The sequence below is a fragment of the Paenibacillus sp. FSL R7-0210 genome (assembly GCF_038009085.1).
Classification (GTDB): Bacteria; Bacillota; Bacilli; order Paenibacillales; family Paenibacillaceae; genus Paenibacillus_AQ; species Paenibacillus_AQ silagei.
In genome coordinates this window covers 6,442,311-6,458,761 of the sequence record NZ_JBBPAR010000001.1, presented here as the reverse complement: position 1 = coordinate 6,458,761, position 16,451 = coordinate 6,442,311, and the positions used below count along the sequence as shown (strand labels likewise).

Sequence of the window (16,451 nt, the reverse complement as noted above, 5' to 3'; positions counted from 1 at the left end):
TTCTATTAACTGATGAACGGGGAATTCTCTATCTAGCCGCTTCCCGGGTTCCATACTATAATTAGAGCATCATAGGTGTCACCGACATAAAGGGGCTTGGGCTAATGCCAAACATATCCGTTGGAGAGATTAAAGCGGGTTCAAAGATTATAAAGGATGTAATTACTCCTTTAGGAGGAGTATTGTTCGGGAAGGGCAAAATCATTCTCCCCCGGGATATTGAGATTTTGCAGGCTTTTTTGATCGGACAGGTTGAGATTGAAGGGGCACAAGGGGAAGACAAATCGGCAGAGAGCGCTAAACCGGCAGTGAAGCAGCAAGCGGCTAAGGCGGGTGCTCTGATTAATGAGTCGGTGCTGGCCAAGAGTAATTCTCCGCTTCACGATGAGTATGAGAAAATGCTGGTGCTTATCAAGCAAAGCTACCGTGCAGCGGCTGCAGCGGCTCTTCCGATCTTCGAACTGCGGAGTCAACTGGAGCTGCTGATTACCCATTTGAAGGATTATCATGTCTTAAAGTTTGCGCCGCGTGTGCTGATTGACCAGGAATATAACTATCATAATGCGGTCTTGTCTGCCCTAACCTCCTATCGAATTGCCCAGTGGTGCGGATATCCGCAGAAGGACTGGATGCAGGCTGCTTTTGCCGGCTTGCTGCACGATATAGGTAACATTAAGGTAGACGAAGCGCTGCTGCAGAAGCCAACCCCTCTAAGCGGTGCAGAGATTGACGAGGTACGCAGGCACACTACATACGGTTATCAGCTGCTGCGCAATGTTACAGCCATTAACGAAGGGGTTAGACTCGCCGCCTTGCAGCACCATGAGAAGATAGATGGTTCAGGGTATCCACTTAGGCTGGATGGCAGCCAGATTCATTTCTACGCCAAGATTGTGGCAGTCGCCGATATCTTCCATGCCATGACGCTGGGAAAAGCCTACAGAAAGGCACAGTCGCCTTATCTGGTATTGGAGCAGCTGCAGAAGGAGAGCTTCGGAAAGCTCGATCCGGTAATCGTACAGACCTTCATTCAAAAGACGACAGACCTATATAACGGTACACGGATACGGCTCAGCGATGGGCGTCATGGGGAAATCATCTTTACCGATCGTAACAACCCGACAAGACCCATGGTTCAGGTTGAAGGAAACATCGTTAATCTGATCAATGAACGGGAGCTTCATATTCAAGAAATTATTGCTTAAGCACGCGGACAGAGGAGTAGAGCTATGCTAACTTGCTTGCCGGGTTAGGGCCGGTTAGGGGAAGCGTAGCTTTAGATAATGATTTAGAAATAATGCTTGCATTGAATCTCTATACGTGATATATTCTATTTCTGGCCGCGAAACATCAACGCCTGGCTAGAACAAGAAGTTGAAAAAAAGAGCTTGCATTGATCGGTTGGATGTGATATATTATAAGAGTTGCTGGTGACGACAACATCGACACTAACAACGAGCTTGATCTTTGAAAACTGAACAACGAGTGAGTATCTGGAAATCACTTCGGTGAGATCCAAAAATGAGAATGTAAATTCTCGTCAGATGTTTCAAAATGAGCAATCGCTCTTTCTAAATACCAATTTGGAGAGTTTGATCCTGGCTCAGGACGAACGCTGGCGGCATGCCTAATACATGCAAGTCGAGCGGAGTTTGAAAGGAAGCTTGCTTCCTTTCAAACTTAGCGGCGGACGGGTGAGTAACACGTAGGCAACCTGCCCTCAAGCCTGGGATAACTACCGGAAACGGTAGCTAATACCGGATAATTTCTTTTTTCTCCTGAGAGAAGAATGAAAGGCGGAGCAATCTGCTGCTTGGGGATGGGCCTGCGGCGCATTAGCTAGTTGGTGGGGTAACGGCCCACCAAGGCGACGATGCGTAGCCGACCTGAGAGGGTGAACGGCCACACTGGGACTGAGACACGGCCCAGACTCCTACGGGAGGCAGCAGTAGGGAATCTTCCGCAATGGGCGCAAGCCTGACGGAGCAATGCCGCGTGAGTGATGAAGGTTTTCGGATCGTAAAGCTCTGTTGCCAGGGAAGAACGTCCGGTAGAGTAACTGCTACCGGAGTGACGGTACCTGAGAAGAAAGCCCCGGCTAACTACGTGCCAGCAGCCGCGGTAATACGTAGGGGGCAAGCGTTGTCCGGAATTATTGGGCGTAAAGCGCGCGCAGGCGGTTATTTAAGTCTGGTGTTTAAACCTTGGGCTCAACCTGAGGTCGCACTGGAAACTGGGTGACTTGAGTACAGAAGAGGAAAGTGGAATTCCACGTGTAGCGGTGAAATGCGTAGATATGTGGAGGAACACCAGTGGCGAAGGCGACTTTCTGGGCTGTAACTGACGCTGAGGCGCGAAAGCGTGGGGAGCAAACAGGATTAGATACCCTGGTAGTCCACGCCGTAAACGATGAGTGCTAGGTGTTAGGGGTTTCGATACCCTTGGTGCCGAAGTTAACACAGTAAGCACTCCGCCTGGGGAGTACGGTCGCAAGACTGAAACTCAAAGGAATTGACGGGGACCCGCACAAGCAGTGGAGTATGTGGTTTAATTCGAAGCAACGCGAAGAACCTTACCAGGTCTTGACATCCAACTAACGAAGCAGAGATGCATCAGGTGCCCTTCGGGGAAAGTTGAGACAGGTGGTGCATGGTTGTCGTCAGCTCGTGTCGTGAGATGTTGGGTTAAGTCCCGCAACGAGCGCAACCCTTGACTTTAGTTGCCAGCAGGTTGAGCTGGGCACTCTAGAGTGACTGCCGGTGACAAACCGGAGGAAGGTGGGGATGACGTCAAATCATCATGCCCCTTATGACCTGGGCTACACACGTACTACAATGGCCGGTACAACGGGAAGCGAAGCCGCGAGGTGGAGCCAATCCCAGCAAAGCCGGTCTCAGTTCGGATTGCAGGCTGCAACTCGCCTGCATGAAGTCGGAATTGCTAGTAATCGCGGATCAGCATGCCGCGGTGAATACGTTCCCGGGTCTTGTACACACCGCCCGTCACACCACGAGAGTTTACAACACCCGAAGTCGGTGGGGTAACCCGCAAGGGAGCCAGCCGCCGAAGGTGGGGTAGATGATTGGGGTGAAGTCGTAACAAGGTAGCCGTATCGGAAGGTGCGGCTGGATCACCTCCTTTCTATGGAGAATCGTCTTCTGCAATGAAGACATTCAAATCTTAAATCTAGCCGGTCGGCTAGTGACTCACTCGTTGGTCAGTTTTGAGAGTTTAAGCTCTCATCTTTAAACTTGATCCTTGAAAACTGGATACCGAAACGAATTTGCGTTTTAGAACATCTTTTAGCTGAAACTTGTGTAAGCAAGTGGAAATAGTTATTAGTTGCTACCGTGATTTTCCTAACGGAAAACACATTGGTTAAGCTACTAAGAGCACACGGAGGATGCCTAGGCGCCAGGAGCCGACGAAGGACGTGGCGAACAACGAAACTGCCTCGGGGAGCTGTAAGCAAGCTTTGATCCGGGGGTGTCCGAATGGGGAAACCCAGCTGTGGTAATTCGCAGTTACTCATTTCTGAATACATAGGAAATGCAGAGGCAGACCAGGGGAACTGAAACATCTAAGTACCCTGAGGAAGAGAAAACAATAGTGATTCCGTCAGTAGCGGCGAGCGAACGCGGAACAGCCTAAACCAAGGGGCTTGCCTCTTGGGGTTGTGGGACGTCTCACATGGAGTTACAAAGGAATAGAGTAGGCGAAGAGGTCTGGAAAGGCCCGCGATAGAGGTAAAAGCCCTGTAGCCTAAACTGTGTTCTCTCCGAGACGGATCCCGAGTAGTGCGGGGCACGTGAAACCCCGTATGAATCCAGCAGGACCATCTGCTAAGGCTAAATACTACCTGGCGACCGATAGTGAAACAGTACCGTGAGGGAAAGGTGAAAAGCACCCCGGAAGGGGAGTGAAATAGAACCTGAAACCGTGTGCTTACAAAAAGTCAGAGCCCTCTTTATGGGTGATGGCGTGCCTTTTGTAGAATGAACCGGCGAGTTACGTTTAACATGCAAGGTTAAGGTGAGAAGCCGGAGCCGCAGCGAAAGCGAGTCTGAATAGGGCGACTAAGTATGTGGACGTAGACCCGAAACCGTGTGATCTACCCCTGTCCAGGGTGAAGGTGCGGTAACACGCACTGGAGGCCCGAACCCACGCATGTTGAAAAATGCGGGGATGAGGTGGGGGTAGCGGAGAAATTCCAATCGAACTCGGAGATAGCTGGTTCTCCCCGAAATAGCTTTAGGGCTAGCCTCGGTGAATGGAGTGGTGGAGGTAGAGCACTGATTGGGTGCGGGGCCCGCAAGGGTTACCAAGCTCAGTCAAACTCCGAATGCCATTTACTTCTTGCCGGGAGTCAGACAGTGAGTGCTAAGATCCATTGTCAAAAGGGAAACAGCCCAGACCATCAGCTAAGGTCCCCAAGTGTGTGTTAAGTGGGAAAGGATGTGGAGTTGCACAGACAACCAGGATGTTGGCTTAGAAGCAGCCACCATTGAAAGAGTGCGTAATAGCTCACTGGTCGAGTGACTCTGCGCCGAAAATGTAACGGGGCTAAACACACCACCGAAGCTATGGCTAGATGCTTTGCATCTGGGGTAGGGGAGCGTTGTATGTGGGTTGAAGGTGTACCGTAAGGAGCGCTGGACAGCATACAAGTGAGAATGCCGGTATGAGTAACGAAAAGATCAGTGAGAATCTGATCCGCCGAAAGCCCAAGGTTTCCTGAGGAAGGCTCGTCCGCTCAGGGTAAGTCGGGACCTAAGGCGAGGCCGACAGGCGTAGTCGAAGGACAACAGTTTGAAATTACTGTACCACCGTAATCCGCTATGAGCGATGGGGTGACGCAGGAGGGTAGTGACGCGGACTGATGGATGTCCGTCTAAGCAGTGAGGCTGGTGTGCAGGCAAATCCGCACATCATTAAGGCTGGTCTGTGATGGGGAGCGAAAATTACAGTAGCGAAGGTCATGATCTCACACTGCCAAGAAAAGCCTCTAGCCAGGAGAAGGTGCCCGTACCGCAAACCGACACAGGTAGGCGAGAAGAGAATTCTAAGGCGCGCGGAAGAACTCTCGTTAAGGAACTCGGCAAAATGACCCCGTAACTTCGGGAGAAGGGGTGCCTCGGTAGGGTGAATAGCCCGAGGGGGCCGCAGTGAAAAGGCCCAAGCGACTGTTTAGCAAAAACACAGGTCTGTGCGAAGCCGCAAGGCGAAGTATACGGGCTGACGCCTGCCCGGTGCTGGAAGGTTAAGGGGAGCGGTTAGGGGTTAAACCCGAAGCTGTGAACCGAAGCCCCAGTAAACGGCGGCCGTAACTATAACGGTCCTAAGGTAGCGAAATTCCTTGTCAGGTAAATTCTGACCCGCACGAATGGCGTAACGACTTGGGCGCTGTCTCAACGAGAGATCCGGTGAAATTTTAATACCTGTGAAGATGCAGGTTACCCGCGACAAGACGGAAAGACCCCATGGAGCTTTACTGCAGCTTGATATTGAATTTGGGTACGATCTGTACAGGATAGGTGGGAGCCGGTGAGGCAGGAGCGCAAGCTTCTGCGGAGGCGCCGTTGGGATACCACCCTGATCGTATCTAGGTTCTAACCTAGTGCCCTCATCGGGTACGGGGACCGTGTCAGGCGGGCAGTTTGACTGGGGCGGTCGCCTCCTAAAGAGTAACGGAGGCGTTCAAAGGTTCCCTCAGAATGGTTGGAAATCATTCGCAGAGTGCAAAGGCATAAGGGAGCTTGACTGCGAGACCTACAAGTCGAGCAGGGACGAAAGTCGGACTTAGTGATCCGGTGGTACCGCATGGAAGGGCCATCGCTCAACGGATAAAAGCTACCCTGGGGATAACAGGCTTATCTCCCCCAAGAGTCCACATCGACGGGGAGGTTTGGCACCTCGATGTCGGCTCATCGCATCCTGGGGCTGAAGTAGGTCCCAAGGGTTGGGCTGTTCGCCCATTAAAGCGGTACGCGAGCTGGGTTCAGAACGTCGTGAGACAGTTCGGTCCCTATCTGTCGTGGGCGCAGGAAATTTGAGAGGAGCTGTCCTTAGTACGAGAGGACCGGGATGGACGTACCGCTGGTGCATCAGTTGTTCCGCCAGGAGCATGGCTGAGTAGCTACGTACGGACGGGATAAGCGCTGAAAGCATCTAAGCGTGAAGCCCCCCTCAAGATGAGATTTCCCAGTATGTAAGACCCCTTGAAGACGACGAGGTAGATAGGTTGGAGGTGGAAGTGCAGCAATGCATGGAGCTGACCAATACTAATCGGTCGAGGGCTTATCCAAAAAATAATTCGCAGATTCGTTTCGGATTCAGTTTTCAGGAATCAAATTCCTGAAGCATTTACGCTGTAAATGCCCGTTTGGTGGCGATAGCGGAGGGGTTCCACACGTACCCATCCCGAACACGACCGTTAAGCCCTCCAGCGCCGATGGTACTTGGACCGAAGGGTCCTGGGAGAGTAGGACGTTGCCAAGCACACATGAGCCATTGTCGACAATTCGACAATGGCTTTTTTGTATACCCGCATATATAAAAAGCCATTGTCGACAATTCGACAATGGCTTTTTTGTATACCCGCATATATAAAAAGCGGGAAGGGGTGCGGTATTTTATTATAAAAACGCTTACAAACGAGTGACATTTTTGTTACCGACGAGGCGATGGTTCCAAGTATAATGGAAAAGTGCAATAAATAAGCAAAAGCCTTAATACGAATGAACTACGTATAAATTCTATCTTGGAATTTTCTTGCGTCTTTAGATGCATGGTAGAGGTAAGGAGGATTTAAGGTATGAAGCGAACTCAACCTTTGTGGATATTAGTTATTCTTTGTATAGTCGGAGTAATGCTGGCGGGTTGCGGAACGAAGGAGCCGGCTTGGGATACTTTTAACGGTGCACTTAATGAGGAAGACTTCCCCGTTCCCAAAGAGGCAAGCTCACCCGACAGAACAACTACAAACGTAGCCATGGACTATGTACGGTATTCTTTGCCGGGGTTGAAGGAGAAGAAAGGCGTGCCCGAGCCTTATCTTGCAGCCATTAAAGCGTGGGGCTGGGAAGAGCAGGAACAGAAAGCAGACGATTCCGGGAGCTCCCGTGTTTTTCAGAAAGAAGGACTTATTGTACACCTGACCGTGCATGATGACTATTTCATCGTGATGATTCCGAAGGAAAAGAAGGTTACAACCAAAGGCTTAAAGAACAGATAAAAAATCGCCGTCCGGTTATGGATGGCGATTTTTTGTGTGAGCATGCTTGGCCGCTTAAATACAGCGCTATGTATATCTGGTTGGGATTACTGGGCGTAATAAGAGGCGTCTGCCGCATTGAACTTGAGCATCCCGTCTTTGCCTACACTTGTTAACCGCAGTAGCGCATACAGACGGGGTAGCAGCAGCCACAGGTGGCATACCGCAAGCGAAACCGTGAAGGCTGGCGGAGCCCAGACGATGAAGAGTGCGGCTATACAAAGACCGATCCAGAGGTTATGCAGCTGTACGGTACGGAAGATGCCGTAATTGATATATTGATCGGGCATGTAACCGGGCCAGGGCAGGCGCAGGGATAATCTCCAGCGCTTGGCGATAGGGTGTCCGCTAATCAGCAGCACAGAGCGTGAGATGACATACTGAATCCACAGCATGACAGGTCCGGCTATAATCATGAACAGAACACTAAGCCAGGAGAGAAAGACACTTTCGAGCACAAGGCATATAAAGGGCAGGGTGATATAGACCCGCAGCAGGAATGCTGTAATAGTAATTTTTTTGATAAGCTTGTATTGATAGAATGTAGCGGCACCTTTGGTGTTTGGTTCCATACCTGGAATTCGGACCTCCTCGCAAGTTCTCTTGTTATTATTATCGGCCTGCTCCTGCGTTTTATTAAACAACGGGCTCAGATTCACCGAATGGGCAGCGGGCGAATATATATATTTTAGGCTATGAAGGATTAGGAAAAAACTATGAAAAGGTTTAAAATGATAGAAGGTGTACCATACTGTTCTTAAAAGAGTCAAGGTGGGATGAAAATGGAACAGCAAACCGGGCAGGCCTGCATTATCTGCGGGCAAGAAAAGGAAGAAGGCATTGTGATTGTCTCGCACTTCATCTGTGAGGACTGTGAGAGTGAGATGGTGCGTACGGAGGCTGAGGATGTGAAGTACAACTTTTTCATTAACCGGATGAAGAAGATCAATCTGCGTATGCATGCTTAATGTTCGAATTGAAGTACCTGTAACAAGCAACATATAAAGAGCGGGCGGTGAATCTGTGTCGCGTTGGCTGCAAATACAAGGTTCTTCTTAACGGCTTCTCCGCCCTGACCGGGTGAGGGGAGCCGTTTTATTGCGTGCAATCCTTTGCGGAAGTGATAGGCGTTTGGGTGCATTTGCGTTAAAATAGAAGGTAACCCCCAGGGGAGGAAGAATCTATGGACAAGCTACAGCCTGGCAGGGCACCTGTATACGAAATGCTGGAACAATATAGACATAAGGGTAATATATCTTATCATGTGCCGGGTCACAAGAACGGGGAGGCTTACCGGAGTACTGTCAGTGCAGAGAGTGCGGGGTATCTCACGGAAGTGATGCGTTACGATGTGACGGAGATTACCGGAACGGATGACCTTCATCATCCGGAAGGGGTAATAAGGGAGGCCCAGGAGCTGGCAGCCGATTGTTACGGCGCGGAGGAGAGTTATATGCTGGTGGGCGGAAGCACCGCGGGTAATCTGGCTCTGATCCTGACGGTCTGTTCTGAGCCCGGAAGTTTGCTTATTCTGCAGCGCAACGTCCACAAGTCCGTGATCCATGGACTGATGCTGGCGGGAGCGCGTGCAGTCTTCCTGGAGCCGCAGATCGACCCGGGCAGCCGCCTTGCGGTGGCACCGTCTGCTGAGACGGTGCAGGCGGCGCTGGCCGCTTACCCGGAGGCTGCCGGGGTCCTAGTCACCATGCCGAATTACTACGGCATGGGCAGTGACCTAGCGCCCCTCGCGCAGGCCTGTCACGCTTGCTGCGTGCCACTGCTGGTGGATGAGGCGCACGGGGCGCATTACGGGCAGCACCCCGCGCTTCCGGCGGGGGCGCTTGCCCAAGGCGCGGACGGCGTGGTGCAGTCCACGCATAAGATGCTGACGGCGCTGACGATGGGCGCCATGCTGCATGTGCAAGGGCCATGGCTTGACCGTGCGCTGCTGCGGCAGCGCCTGGCCATGGTGCAGAGCTCCAGCCCATCCTACCCCGTGATGGCTTCGCTCGATCTGGCCCGGCGCCTGCTGCACAGCCAGGGCGCCGGTGCCTTCACGGCGGGGCTCGCCGCCGTGGATGTCCTGCGGCGCGGCCTGGCGGCGCTGCCGCGCTTCGGGCTGCTGCAACCAGCGCAGCCGCAGCAGGCTGTCTGCGGCGAGGCGGGCGCCGCAGGAGTGAATACGCCGCCGCTGCGCGGGGCGGCGTACGTGACCCAGGACCCCTTCAAGGCGGTCATATATGACGCCGCGGGGGTCCTGGGGGGCTTCGAGCTGCAGCGCAGGCTCGAAGAGAGGGAAATCGTGCCGGAGATGAGCGACGACCGGCACGTGGTTCTGGCCTTCAGCCTCGGCTCGAAGGCTGAAGAGGCAGCTGCGCTGCTGACAGCGCTGCAGGACATTGCAGCGCAGACCTCCTTGGCAGCGCCGCAGACAGGCGGGAGCGCATCTCCCTCAGACCTTGAACCTACCACTGGCGCTGATCATGTCACTGGCCCTGAACCTACTGCTGGATCTGATCATATCTCTGATCTTGAACCTGTCTCCGGCCTAGATCTTACCGCTGATTCCGTTCCTGGCCAGTCTACTTACTCAGACACTGCCGCGGCTCCCGCTCCCCAAGGCGGAGAATCCTTCTCCAGCGCACGGACCGCAGCCCAGGCAGCGTCATATAATAGCAGAGAAGGGGAATTAACCTTCTCCGGTCATATTTCCACGTGGAACAATTTTGACATCCCGGCAGTATCGGCTCCGGTCGCGTTCTCTATCCGGCCGGTGGCTGCCGGGGAGACAGAGAGTGTAGAGCTTGAGGCAAGCGCGGGCAGGATTGCGGCGGAGATGGTTATTCCCTATCCGCCAGGCATCCCGCTCTTATATCCCGGAGAGAGCATTACAGCGTCTGTCTGTGACAGGCTGATCCGTCTGAGAATAGGCGGGGCGAAATTTCAGGCCTGTGCTGATCCGGCCTTACAGCATATTATGGTATACAACATTCAGAAGGGCGGAGAAGCATAAGTGAAGCGAGAAGGATTCTTCATTACACTGGAGGGAGGCGACGGCTCCGGCAAAACAACCGTACTCGGCAGGGTGGCTGCTTATCTGCAGAACCATTCCATGCCCTATTTAATCACCCGTGAACCGGGAGGGATTGAGATTGCCGAGAAGATCCGCTCTATTATCCTCGACCCGGCGCATACGGCTATGGATGCCCGGACAGAGGCACTCCTGTATGCGGCGGCAAGAAGCCAGCATCTGGCGGAGGTGGTCGAGCCTGCCTTGCAGGAGGGAATTACCGTGCTCTGCGACCGTTTTGTAGACAGCAGTCTGGTCTATCAAGGGTACGCCAGAGGGCTGGGCATCGAAGAGGTGAGGGGGATTAACCGGTTTGCGACTGGCGGGAGAATGCCCGATCTTACCTTTTACCTGGATGTAGATCCTGAGGTGGGCCTGTCCCGGATAGCGGCCAATCAGAACCGGGAAGTGAACCGGCTGGATCTGGAGAGCCTGGAGTTTCATCAGAAGGTGCGGGCGGGCTATGAACTGGTAACCAGCTCTGATCCGCAGCGGATTGTGGTGCTTGATGCGGGTCGTCCCATCCATATGGTGGAGCAGGATATTGTACGTGTACTGAAGGACAGGATATTAAAGGATTTCTAAGGTGTTTTGTCAAATAAACAATAGAGGTATAATGATTGAACAGGGCTTCTCCACAGATTGAATCAATGTTGTGCGGATAGCCTGTGAACATAACTAATAGGAGGGGATACGAAGATGAATTTGATCATTGCAATTATCCAGGATAAAGACAGCAACCGGCTATCCAGTGAACTGGTGAAGGCGAACTTCCGCGCCACCAAGCTGGCCAGTACAGGCGGATTTCTCCGTGCGGGTAACACTACCTTTTTGATTGGGGTAGATGATATTCAGGTAGACGCCGTACTCAGTGTAATCCGTAACAGCTGCAAAGTACGCGAGCAACTGGTCACTCCGGTCACGCCGATGAGCGGCACGACAGATTCCTATTTGCCGCTTCCTGTTGAAGTGCAGGTGGGCGGAGCTACCGTATTCGTACTTCCCGTCGATCGTTTCGAGCATTATTGAGCATAATGAAGATCAACCCGGGCTACAGGCCCTTAAAAAGCGAAATGCTGACCACGGAGGCTGAAAGGCGTCCGGTCCAGCAAAAAAACTTCAACGATGTATTTCAACAGCAAAGCCAGCAGAAAACTATAGATGAGTTGAACCGTCAGATCAAAGATATCCAGCTGCAAGGCGACCGGCTCTCCAAATCCATGACTGTGCGTGAGCTATCCATCTACCGGAACCTGATCAAACGGTTTCTGGAGGAGACGGCCCGCCGCGGAGTGATCCTGAAGGACACCAAAGGCTGGGACCGGCGGGGCCGCGGCAAACGCTACAAGCTGCTCGAAGAGGTTGATGCCGCTCTGCTGAATATGGCAGATGATCTGCTGGACAGCGAGCAGGGCCGGATCGATCTCCTGGGACGGGTTGGAGAGATCCGCGGGCTGCTGATTAACCTTTCTTTCTGACAACTTGGAGGAATATATGTCTTTTCATGAACTATTAGGCCAGGAGGACGCCAAGCGGCTGCTTCAGAATGCCCTACGCAAGGATGCTGTCAGCCATGCCTATCTGTTCACGGGTCCGGCAGGCAGCGGGCAGGTGAAGATGGCTTTGACGTTCGCCCAGGCGATATTCTGTACCGCCAGCAAGGATGATGCCTGCGGAGAGTGCCTGGAATGCCGCAAGGTGGAGCATGGCAATCATCCTGATTTAACGCTGCTGCGCCCCGATGGGGCGAGCATTAAGATCGATCAGATTCGTGAACTTCAGCGTGTTTTTTCCTACCGCTCGGAAGGAATTAACCCGAAGGTTTATATTATAGAAGGAGCGGACAAAATGACGGTGCAAGCCGCGAATAGTCTGCTGAAATTCCTGGAGGAGCCGCCGGCCCCTGCGGTAGGCATTCTCATCTCCGATAACAGCAGTTCCCTGCTCCCGACGATCCAGTCCAGAACCCAGCGCATTCCGTTTAGCCCGCTCCATCCGGATATTATGCTTCAGGCGCTGTCCGGCGAAGGGGTTCCGGTGCCGCTGGCACGGTGCGCGGTGTCGCTGACTGCCGGTCTTGACGGCTGCAGGGAACTTTTGGCACAGAATTGGTTTGCAGAAATGAGAAATCTAGTGTTACAATTAGCGAAGGAGTCTCTGGGCAAGGGCAGCACTGCGGTAGCAACCGCGGGTTCGAAGCTGTTCAAGACCGGACTTGGTGAACATTTGGACACTCTATTCAGCATGTTCCACTTATGGTTCAAAGATATGCTCTACTTCCTGTACCGAAAGCACGAAAGTATCGTTTTCATAGATCAGTTAGACTTTATTTCGAGGGCTGCCCGTCAGAGGAGTACGCAGCAGTGGGTGGCTTATATGGAATATGCGGCGGAGAGTAAGCGGAAGCTGCGTTCCAATGCCAATGCCCAGCTGTGTCTGGAGCAGTTTTTAATCCGGCTGGAAAGCTAGAGGCTCGGGTTATTTATAATAGATCCTCCGGGATATAATCCTCAGCACCTGGAAAGACCGGGTATAGCGGACGAGGAAGGACAAGCATGGATCATCAGGGAAGCAGTCTTGCTTAAGGGTTCCTTTACCGTCAAACAAGGGGGTTAATTTTTGTACAGCGTAGTAGGTGTCCGCTTCAAAAAAGCGGGTAAAATATATTATTTCGATCCGCTTGATTTCCCGATTGAACGCGATCAATGCGTTATTGTCGAGACTGCAAGAGGGGTCGAATACGGTAAGGTTGTCGTTGGCAAAAAAGAGGTGCAGGAAGCTGACGTTGTACTGCCGCTCAAGAAAGTCATGCGCATTGCCGGTGAAACCGACGCGCGCGTGGTGGAAGAGAACAAGGGTGCAGCGAAGGATGCTTTTACCACCTGTTTAAATAAAATCCGCGATCATGGCCTCAAAATGAAGCTGGTGGATGTGGAGTTTACGTTTGACCGCAACAAGATTATTTTCTACTTTACGGCCGAGGGCCGCGTGGATTTCCGCGAGCTGGTGAAGGACCTGGCCAGTATTTTCCGTACCCGCATTGAGCTCCGGCAGATTGGTGTGCGGGATGAAGCCAAGATGCTGGGCGGATTAGGCCCATGCGGACGGGTGCTCTGCTGCTCCTCCTGGCTTGGTGATTTCGAGCCGGTGTCCATCAAGATGGCGAAGGATCAGAATCTGTCGCTTAACCCGACCAAGATCTCGGGATTATGCGGACGGCTGATGTGTTGTCTGAAGTTTGAGCATGATAATTATGAGAGCACGAAGGAAGAAATGCCGGCTGTAGGCAAAATGGTCGTTACTTCACTGGGTGACGGCAAGGTAGTCGGTATCAATGCCGGCAGCCGCACGGTTCATGTGCAGCTGTTTGAAGTGGGCAAAGTTAAAGAACTTCCAATGGATGATGTTGTCGTCAAGTAAACCATTATAAGGTTACTTTCGGGGTGGAAACTTGGAGAAGAAAAATATATTTGCACACATGCAGGAGATGGAAGCGCAGATGGATGAAATGCGCACCACTCTGGGCGATTGGAAGCAGACGGTCAAAGAGCTGATGGAAGCGAATCAGAAGCTGAGTCTGGAGAACGAGCAACTTCGTATCATATTGAAAAGGGAAGCACCTGTAGATAAGGCCGCACTGTCTGCGGAGGCGGAGGCTATACTTGCTGCCGAAGGGAAAGAGGAGGTTGTCGGGGAAGGCTACGATAATCTGGCCCGGCTGTATCACGAAGGCTTCCACATCTGCAATGTCTACTTTGGGCATTTGCGGACGGAAGGGGATTGTCTGTTCTGCCTTTCTTTTCTTAATAAATGAGGATATCCAGCCGTAGGAGATTGTCGCCTACGGTTTTTTTGAATGTAAGGCTATGCTTCCGAAGCATACGCTCAACAAAAACTTTTAGGAGATTACATTACAATGACCCATTCAATGAACAATACACCTGTACCCTTACATGAAGCAGAACGGGTCGATGACCTGCTCACCCATGATCTGAGAATTATCCAGAGTGACGAAGTGTTCAGCTTCTCGATGGATGCCGTACTGCTGGCACGGTTCGCCAGTGTACCGCCGCGCGGACGGGTGCTTGACCTGTGTACGGGTAACGGAGTAATTCCTATGCTCCTGACTACACGGACGAAGGCTTCTATTGAAGGAATCGAGATTCAGCCCCGTCTGGCAGACATGGCCCGGCGCAGTGTATCGCTTAACGGTCTGGAGGAGCGGGTACAGATTCATGAGGGCGATTTGCGGGAGCTTCATCTTACAGCGGGCTATGGCGTATACGATGCGATCACGGTGAATCCCCCTTATATGCCGCTGAACGGGAGCGATCTGAAGCTAAATTCCCATCAGGCGATGGCCCGCCATGAAATTGGTTGTACCCTGGAGGAGGTCATTCAGGCCTGTGTCCGGCTGGTCCGTACCGGAGGCAAAGTCAGCATGGTGCATAAGCCGCAGCGCCTCGTGGATATTATCAGTCTGATGCGGAAGCACCGGCTGGAACCGAAGCTGATCCGCTTTGTACATCCCCGCGCCCATCTGGAAGCGAATATGGTTCTGATCGAGGCCGCGCGTGACGGGAAGCCGGAGGTGCGTTTACAACCGCCTTTAATCGTATATAATGAGGACAATCAATATTGCCCCGAGATTATGGATATTTATTACGGAAACAAAGAGGATACGAGCCAATGACCATACAATGCCAAAGCAGCTTTCAAAATAATCATGACGGAGCGAAGCCCGAAGGATGCGGAAGTCTGTATCTGGTGGCTACGCCGATCGGCAATCTGGAAGATATGACATATCGTGCAGTACGCATGCTGAAGGAATGCGATATTATCGCCGCTGAGGATACGAGACAGACGCGTAAGCTGCTGAGCCATTTTGAAATTACACCGTCCATGCTGTTCAGTTACCATGAGCATAACAAGGCCGCCAGTGGGCCGGAGCTGATACGCTATATAATAGAAGGTAAAAATCTGGCACTCGTCAGCGATGCCGGTCTGCCGGCGATTTCCGACCCTGGTGCCGATCTGGTAGCTCTGGCTGTCAGCCATCAGATTCCGGTGATTCCGGTGCCAGGAGCGAATGCCGCCTTGTCGGCTTTGATTGCCTCAGGGCTGCCTACCGCCAGCTTCACGTTCGTCGGCTTCCTGCCTAGAGAGCGCAAGGACATAAGGGCCGTTCTGGCATCTCTGCGTTCTGCCCAAGGGACACTGCTCTTCTATGAATCGCCGCACCGAGTTGCCAAGACCCTTGTTCATTTGCAGGAGGCCTTCGGCAACCGCCGGATCACACTGGCGCGTGAGCTGACTAAGCGATATGAGGAGTTCCTGCGCGGAACGATTGAAGAATGCAGTAGATGGCTGGAGGAGCATCCTCCGCTTGGAGAGTACGTAATTATCCTTGAGGGAGAGAGTAAAGAGGAGGCCGAGCTGGCCGAGTCTTCCTGGTGGCGTCAGCTTAGTACCGGGGAGCATGTAGCCCACTATGAGTCTTCTGGTTTAACGCGTAAGGATGCCATGAAAAAGGCAGCGTCTGACCGCGGCTTGTCCAAGCGCGATATTTATAATGAACTCCTGGAGCGGAGTTAGAACACTGCTGTGCTGAAGTTATTCGAATTCCAGTGAAAACCTAAAAATGGGTTTAACCATCTGAACAACCTGAAAACCAATGAAATAAATGTATTCCATACACTTATATGGATTGAATTATTCCTTTTATTAGTTATAGTTGTAGTTTATACATTTATATGTCTAGGAAAATGAACCTTTTATAGGAATTATGTGGATATAAGTGTTCAAAGTACACTTATAATGATCAAATGGATGTTTTAGCAATAAATAGCTGTACAGAATACAGTTATCCAAATTTCTCAAGACCATTTTTCTTATATAATGATTCTCACCTTAGGGGCGTTTGGCTTAGTGTAACGGACTGAGGTGCTCTTATCCGGGAAGAAAGTCGTCACTTGAGCGATTAACGGACCCCAAGGACCTTATCCCCTGCAATTCAGCTCCAAAACGACTCGTAGAAGGATGATAAGGTCGCCTGAGTCCGTTACGCTGCAAAAGGTGGCGTTCTCGTGGGAATAAGGGTCTTTTCGG

The 16,451-nt window shown here is 52.0% G+C and carries 13 protein-coding genes and 3 rRNA genes; 15 read left to right on the top strand and 1 reads right to left on the bottom strand.

The features are described from left to right. Positions 1 to 104: 104 nt before the first annotated feature. The 5 genes from MKY64_RS27340 to MKY64_RS27320 all read left to right on the top strand — a co-directional run bounded on the left by MKY64_RS27340 (position 105) and on the right by MKY64_RS27320 (position 7,234). Complete coding sequence (locus MKY64_RS27340) at positions 105 to 1,205, top strand: HD-GYP domain-containing protein (protein WP_036728078.1); 1,101 nt, start codon at positions 105 to 107, stop codon at positions 1,203 to 1,205. Positions 1,206 to 1,580: 375 nt separating this feature from the next. Continuing rightward, a 16S ribosomal RNA gene (locus tag MKY64_RS27335) occupies positions 1,581 to 3,141 on the top strand. A gap of 235 nt (positions 3,142 to 3,376) precedes the next feature. Continuing rightward, a 23S ribosomal RNA gene (locus MKY64_RS27330) occupies positions 3,377 to 6,305 on the top strand. A gap of 76 nt (positions 6,306 to 6,381) precedes the next feature. Further along, a 5S ribosomal RNA gene (gene rrf / locus MKY64_RS27325) occupies positions 6,382 to 6,498 on the top strand. Together the 16S, 23S and 5S rRNA genes form the textbook arrangement of a ribosomal RNA operon. A 316-nt stretch (positions 6,499 to 6,814) precedes the next feature. Beyond that, on the top strand, positions 6,815 to 7,234 hold the full coding sequence (locus tag MKY64_RS27320) for a hypothetical protein (protein ID WP_036723990.1): 420 nt from the start codon (positions 6,815 to 6,817) through the stop codon (positions 7,232 to 7,234). An 86-nt stretch (positions 7,235 to 7,320) separates the two neighbouring features. On the opposite strand, the gene MKY64_RS27315 is transcribed toward MKY64_RS27320, so the two are convergent. Continuing rightward, entirely contained in the window at positions 7,321 to 7,845 is a 525-nt protein-coding gene (locus tag MKY64_RS27315; protein WP_036723988.1) for a hypothetical protein, read from the bottom strand. Between the two features lie 210 nt (positions 7,846 to 8,055). On the opposite strand from MKY64_RS27315, the gene MKY64_RS27310 reads away from it, so the two are divergent. From MKY64_RS27310 to rsmI, 10 genes are all read left to right on the top strand, one after another. Next, entirely contained in the window at positions 8,056 to 8,241 is a 186-nt protein-coding gene (locus tag MKY64_RS27310) for a sigma factor G inhibitor Gin (RefSeq protein ID WP_036723987.1), read from the top strand. A gap of 215 nt (positions 8,242 to 8,456) precedes the next feature. Beyond that, complete coding sequence (locus MKY64_RS27305) at positions 8,457 to 10,286, top strand: aminotransferase class I/II-fold pyridoxal phosphate-dependent enzyme (RefSeq protein ID WP_340956921.1); 1,830 nt, start codon at positions 8,457 to 8,459, stop codon at positions 10,284 to 10,286. Beyond that, a complete protein-coding gene (gene tmk, locus MKY64_RS27300; protein ID WP_036723984.1) occupies positions 10,287 to 10,928 on the top strand; it encodes a dTMP kinase in 642 nt (213 codons plus the stop codon). Between the two features lie 114 nt (positions 10,929 to 11,042). Beyond that, the gene (locus MKY64_RS27295; RefSeq protein ID WP_036723983.1) at positions 11,043 to 11,372 is read left to right on the top strand and encodes a cyclic-di-AMP receptor; all 330 of its coding nucleotides are present in this window, start codon (positions 11,043 to 11,045) and stop codon (positions 11,370 to 11,372) included. Positions 11,373 to 11,377: 5 nt separating this feature from the next. Beyond that, positions 11,378 to 11,821 (top strand): YaaR family protein, encoded by a 444-nt coding sequence (locus MKY64_RS27290; RefSeq protein WP_036723982.1) that lies wholly within the window; start codon positions 11,378 to 11,380, stop codon positions 11,819 to 11,821. Between the two features lie 16 nt (positions 11,822 to 11,837). Beyond that, positions 11,838 to 12,812 carry a DNA polymerase III subunit delta' gene (gene holB, locus MKY64_RS27285; RefSeq protein WP_036696363.1) on the top strand — a complete coding sequence of 325 codons (975 nt, stop codon included), beginning with the start codon at positions 11,838 to 11,840 and terminating at the stop codon, positions 12,810 to 12,812. Between the two features lie 150 nt (positions 12,813 to 12,962). Beyond that, positions 12,963 to 13,763, top strand: coding sequence for a PSP1 domain-containing protein (locus tag MKY64_RS27280; RefSeq protein ID WP_036696365.1), 801 nt, complete (start codon positions 12,963 to 12,965; stop codon positions 13,761 to 13,763). 31 nt (positions 13,764 to 13,794) lie between these two features. After that, positions 13,795 to 14,157 (top strand): DNA replication initiation control protein YabA, encoded by a 363-nt coding sequence (gene yabA / locus MKY64_RS27275; protein ID WP_036723981.1) that lies wholly within the window; start codon positions 13,795 to 13,797, stop codon positions 14,155 to 14,157. A gap of 102 nt (positions 14,158 to 14,259) precedes the next feature. Continuing rightward, on the top strand, positions 14,260 to 15,036 hold the full coding sequence (locus tag MKY64_RS27270; RefSeq protein ID WP_200869522.1) for a tRNA1(Val) (adenine(37)-N6)-methyltransferase: 777 nt from the start codon (positions 14,260 to 14,262) through the stop codon (positions 15,034 to 15,036). Beyond that, entirely contained in the window at positions 15,033 to 15,938 is a 906-nt protein-coding gene (gene rsmI / locus MKY64_RS27265; RefSeq protein ID WP_340956920.1) for a 16S rRNA (cytidine(1402)-2'-O)-methyltransferase, read from the top strand. Before MKY64_RS27270 ends, rsmI begins: the two co-directional genes overlap by 4 nt. Positions 15,939 to 16,451: the final 513 nt, after the last annotated feature.

Bases quoted from the DNA above. Each gene is read 5' to 3' on its own strand.
- MKY64_RS27305 (WP_340956921.1), top strand. From the start codon at position 8,457: ATGGACAAGCTACAGCCTGGCAGGGCACCTGTATACGAAATGCTGGAA.
- MKY64_RS27340 (WP_036728078.1), top strand. From the start codon at position 105: ATGCCAAACATATCCGTTGGAGAGATTAAAGCGGGTTCAAAGATTATA.
- MKY64_RS27290 (WP_036723982.1), top strand. From the start codon at position 11,378: ATGAAGATCAACCCGGGCTACAGGCCCTTAAAAAGCGAAATGCTGACC.
- MKY64_RS27295 (WP_036723983.1), top strand. From the start codon at position 11,043: ATGAATTTGATCATTGCAATTATCCAGGATAAAGACAGCAACCGGCTA.
- holB (WP_036696363.1), top strand. From the start codon at position 11,838: ATGTCTTTTCATGAACTATTAGGCCAGGAGGACGCCAAGCGGCTGCTT.
- rsmI (WP_340956920.1), top strand. From the start codon at position 15,033: ATGACCATACAATGCCAAAGCAGCTTTCAAAATAATCATGACGGAGCG.
- MKY64_RS27310 (WP_036723987.1), top strand. From the start codon at position 8,056: ATGGAACAGCAAACCGGGCAGGCCTGCATTATCTGCGGGCAAGAAAAG.
- MKY64_RS27270 (WP_200869522.1), top strand. From the start codon at position 14,260: ATGACCCATTCAATGAACAATACACCTGTACCCTTACATGAAGCAGAA.
- MKY64_RS27320 (WP_036723990.1), top strand. From the start codon at position 6,815: ATGAAGCGAACTCAACCTTTGTGGATATTAGTTATTCTTTGTATAGTC.
- MKY64_RS27315 (WP_036723988.1), bottom strand. From the start codon at position 7,845: ATGGAACCAAACACCAAAGGTGCCGCTACATTCTATCAATACAAGCTT.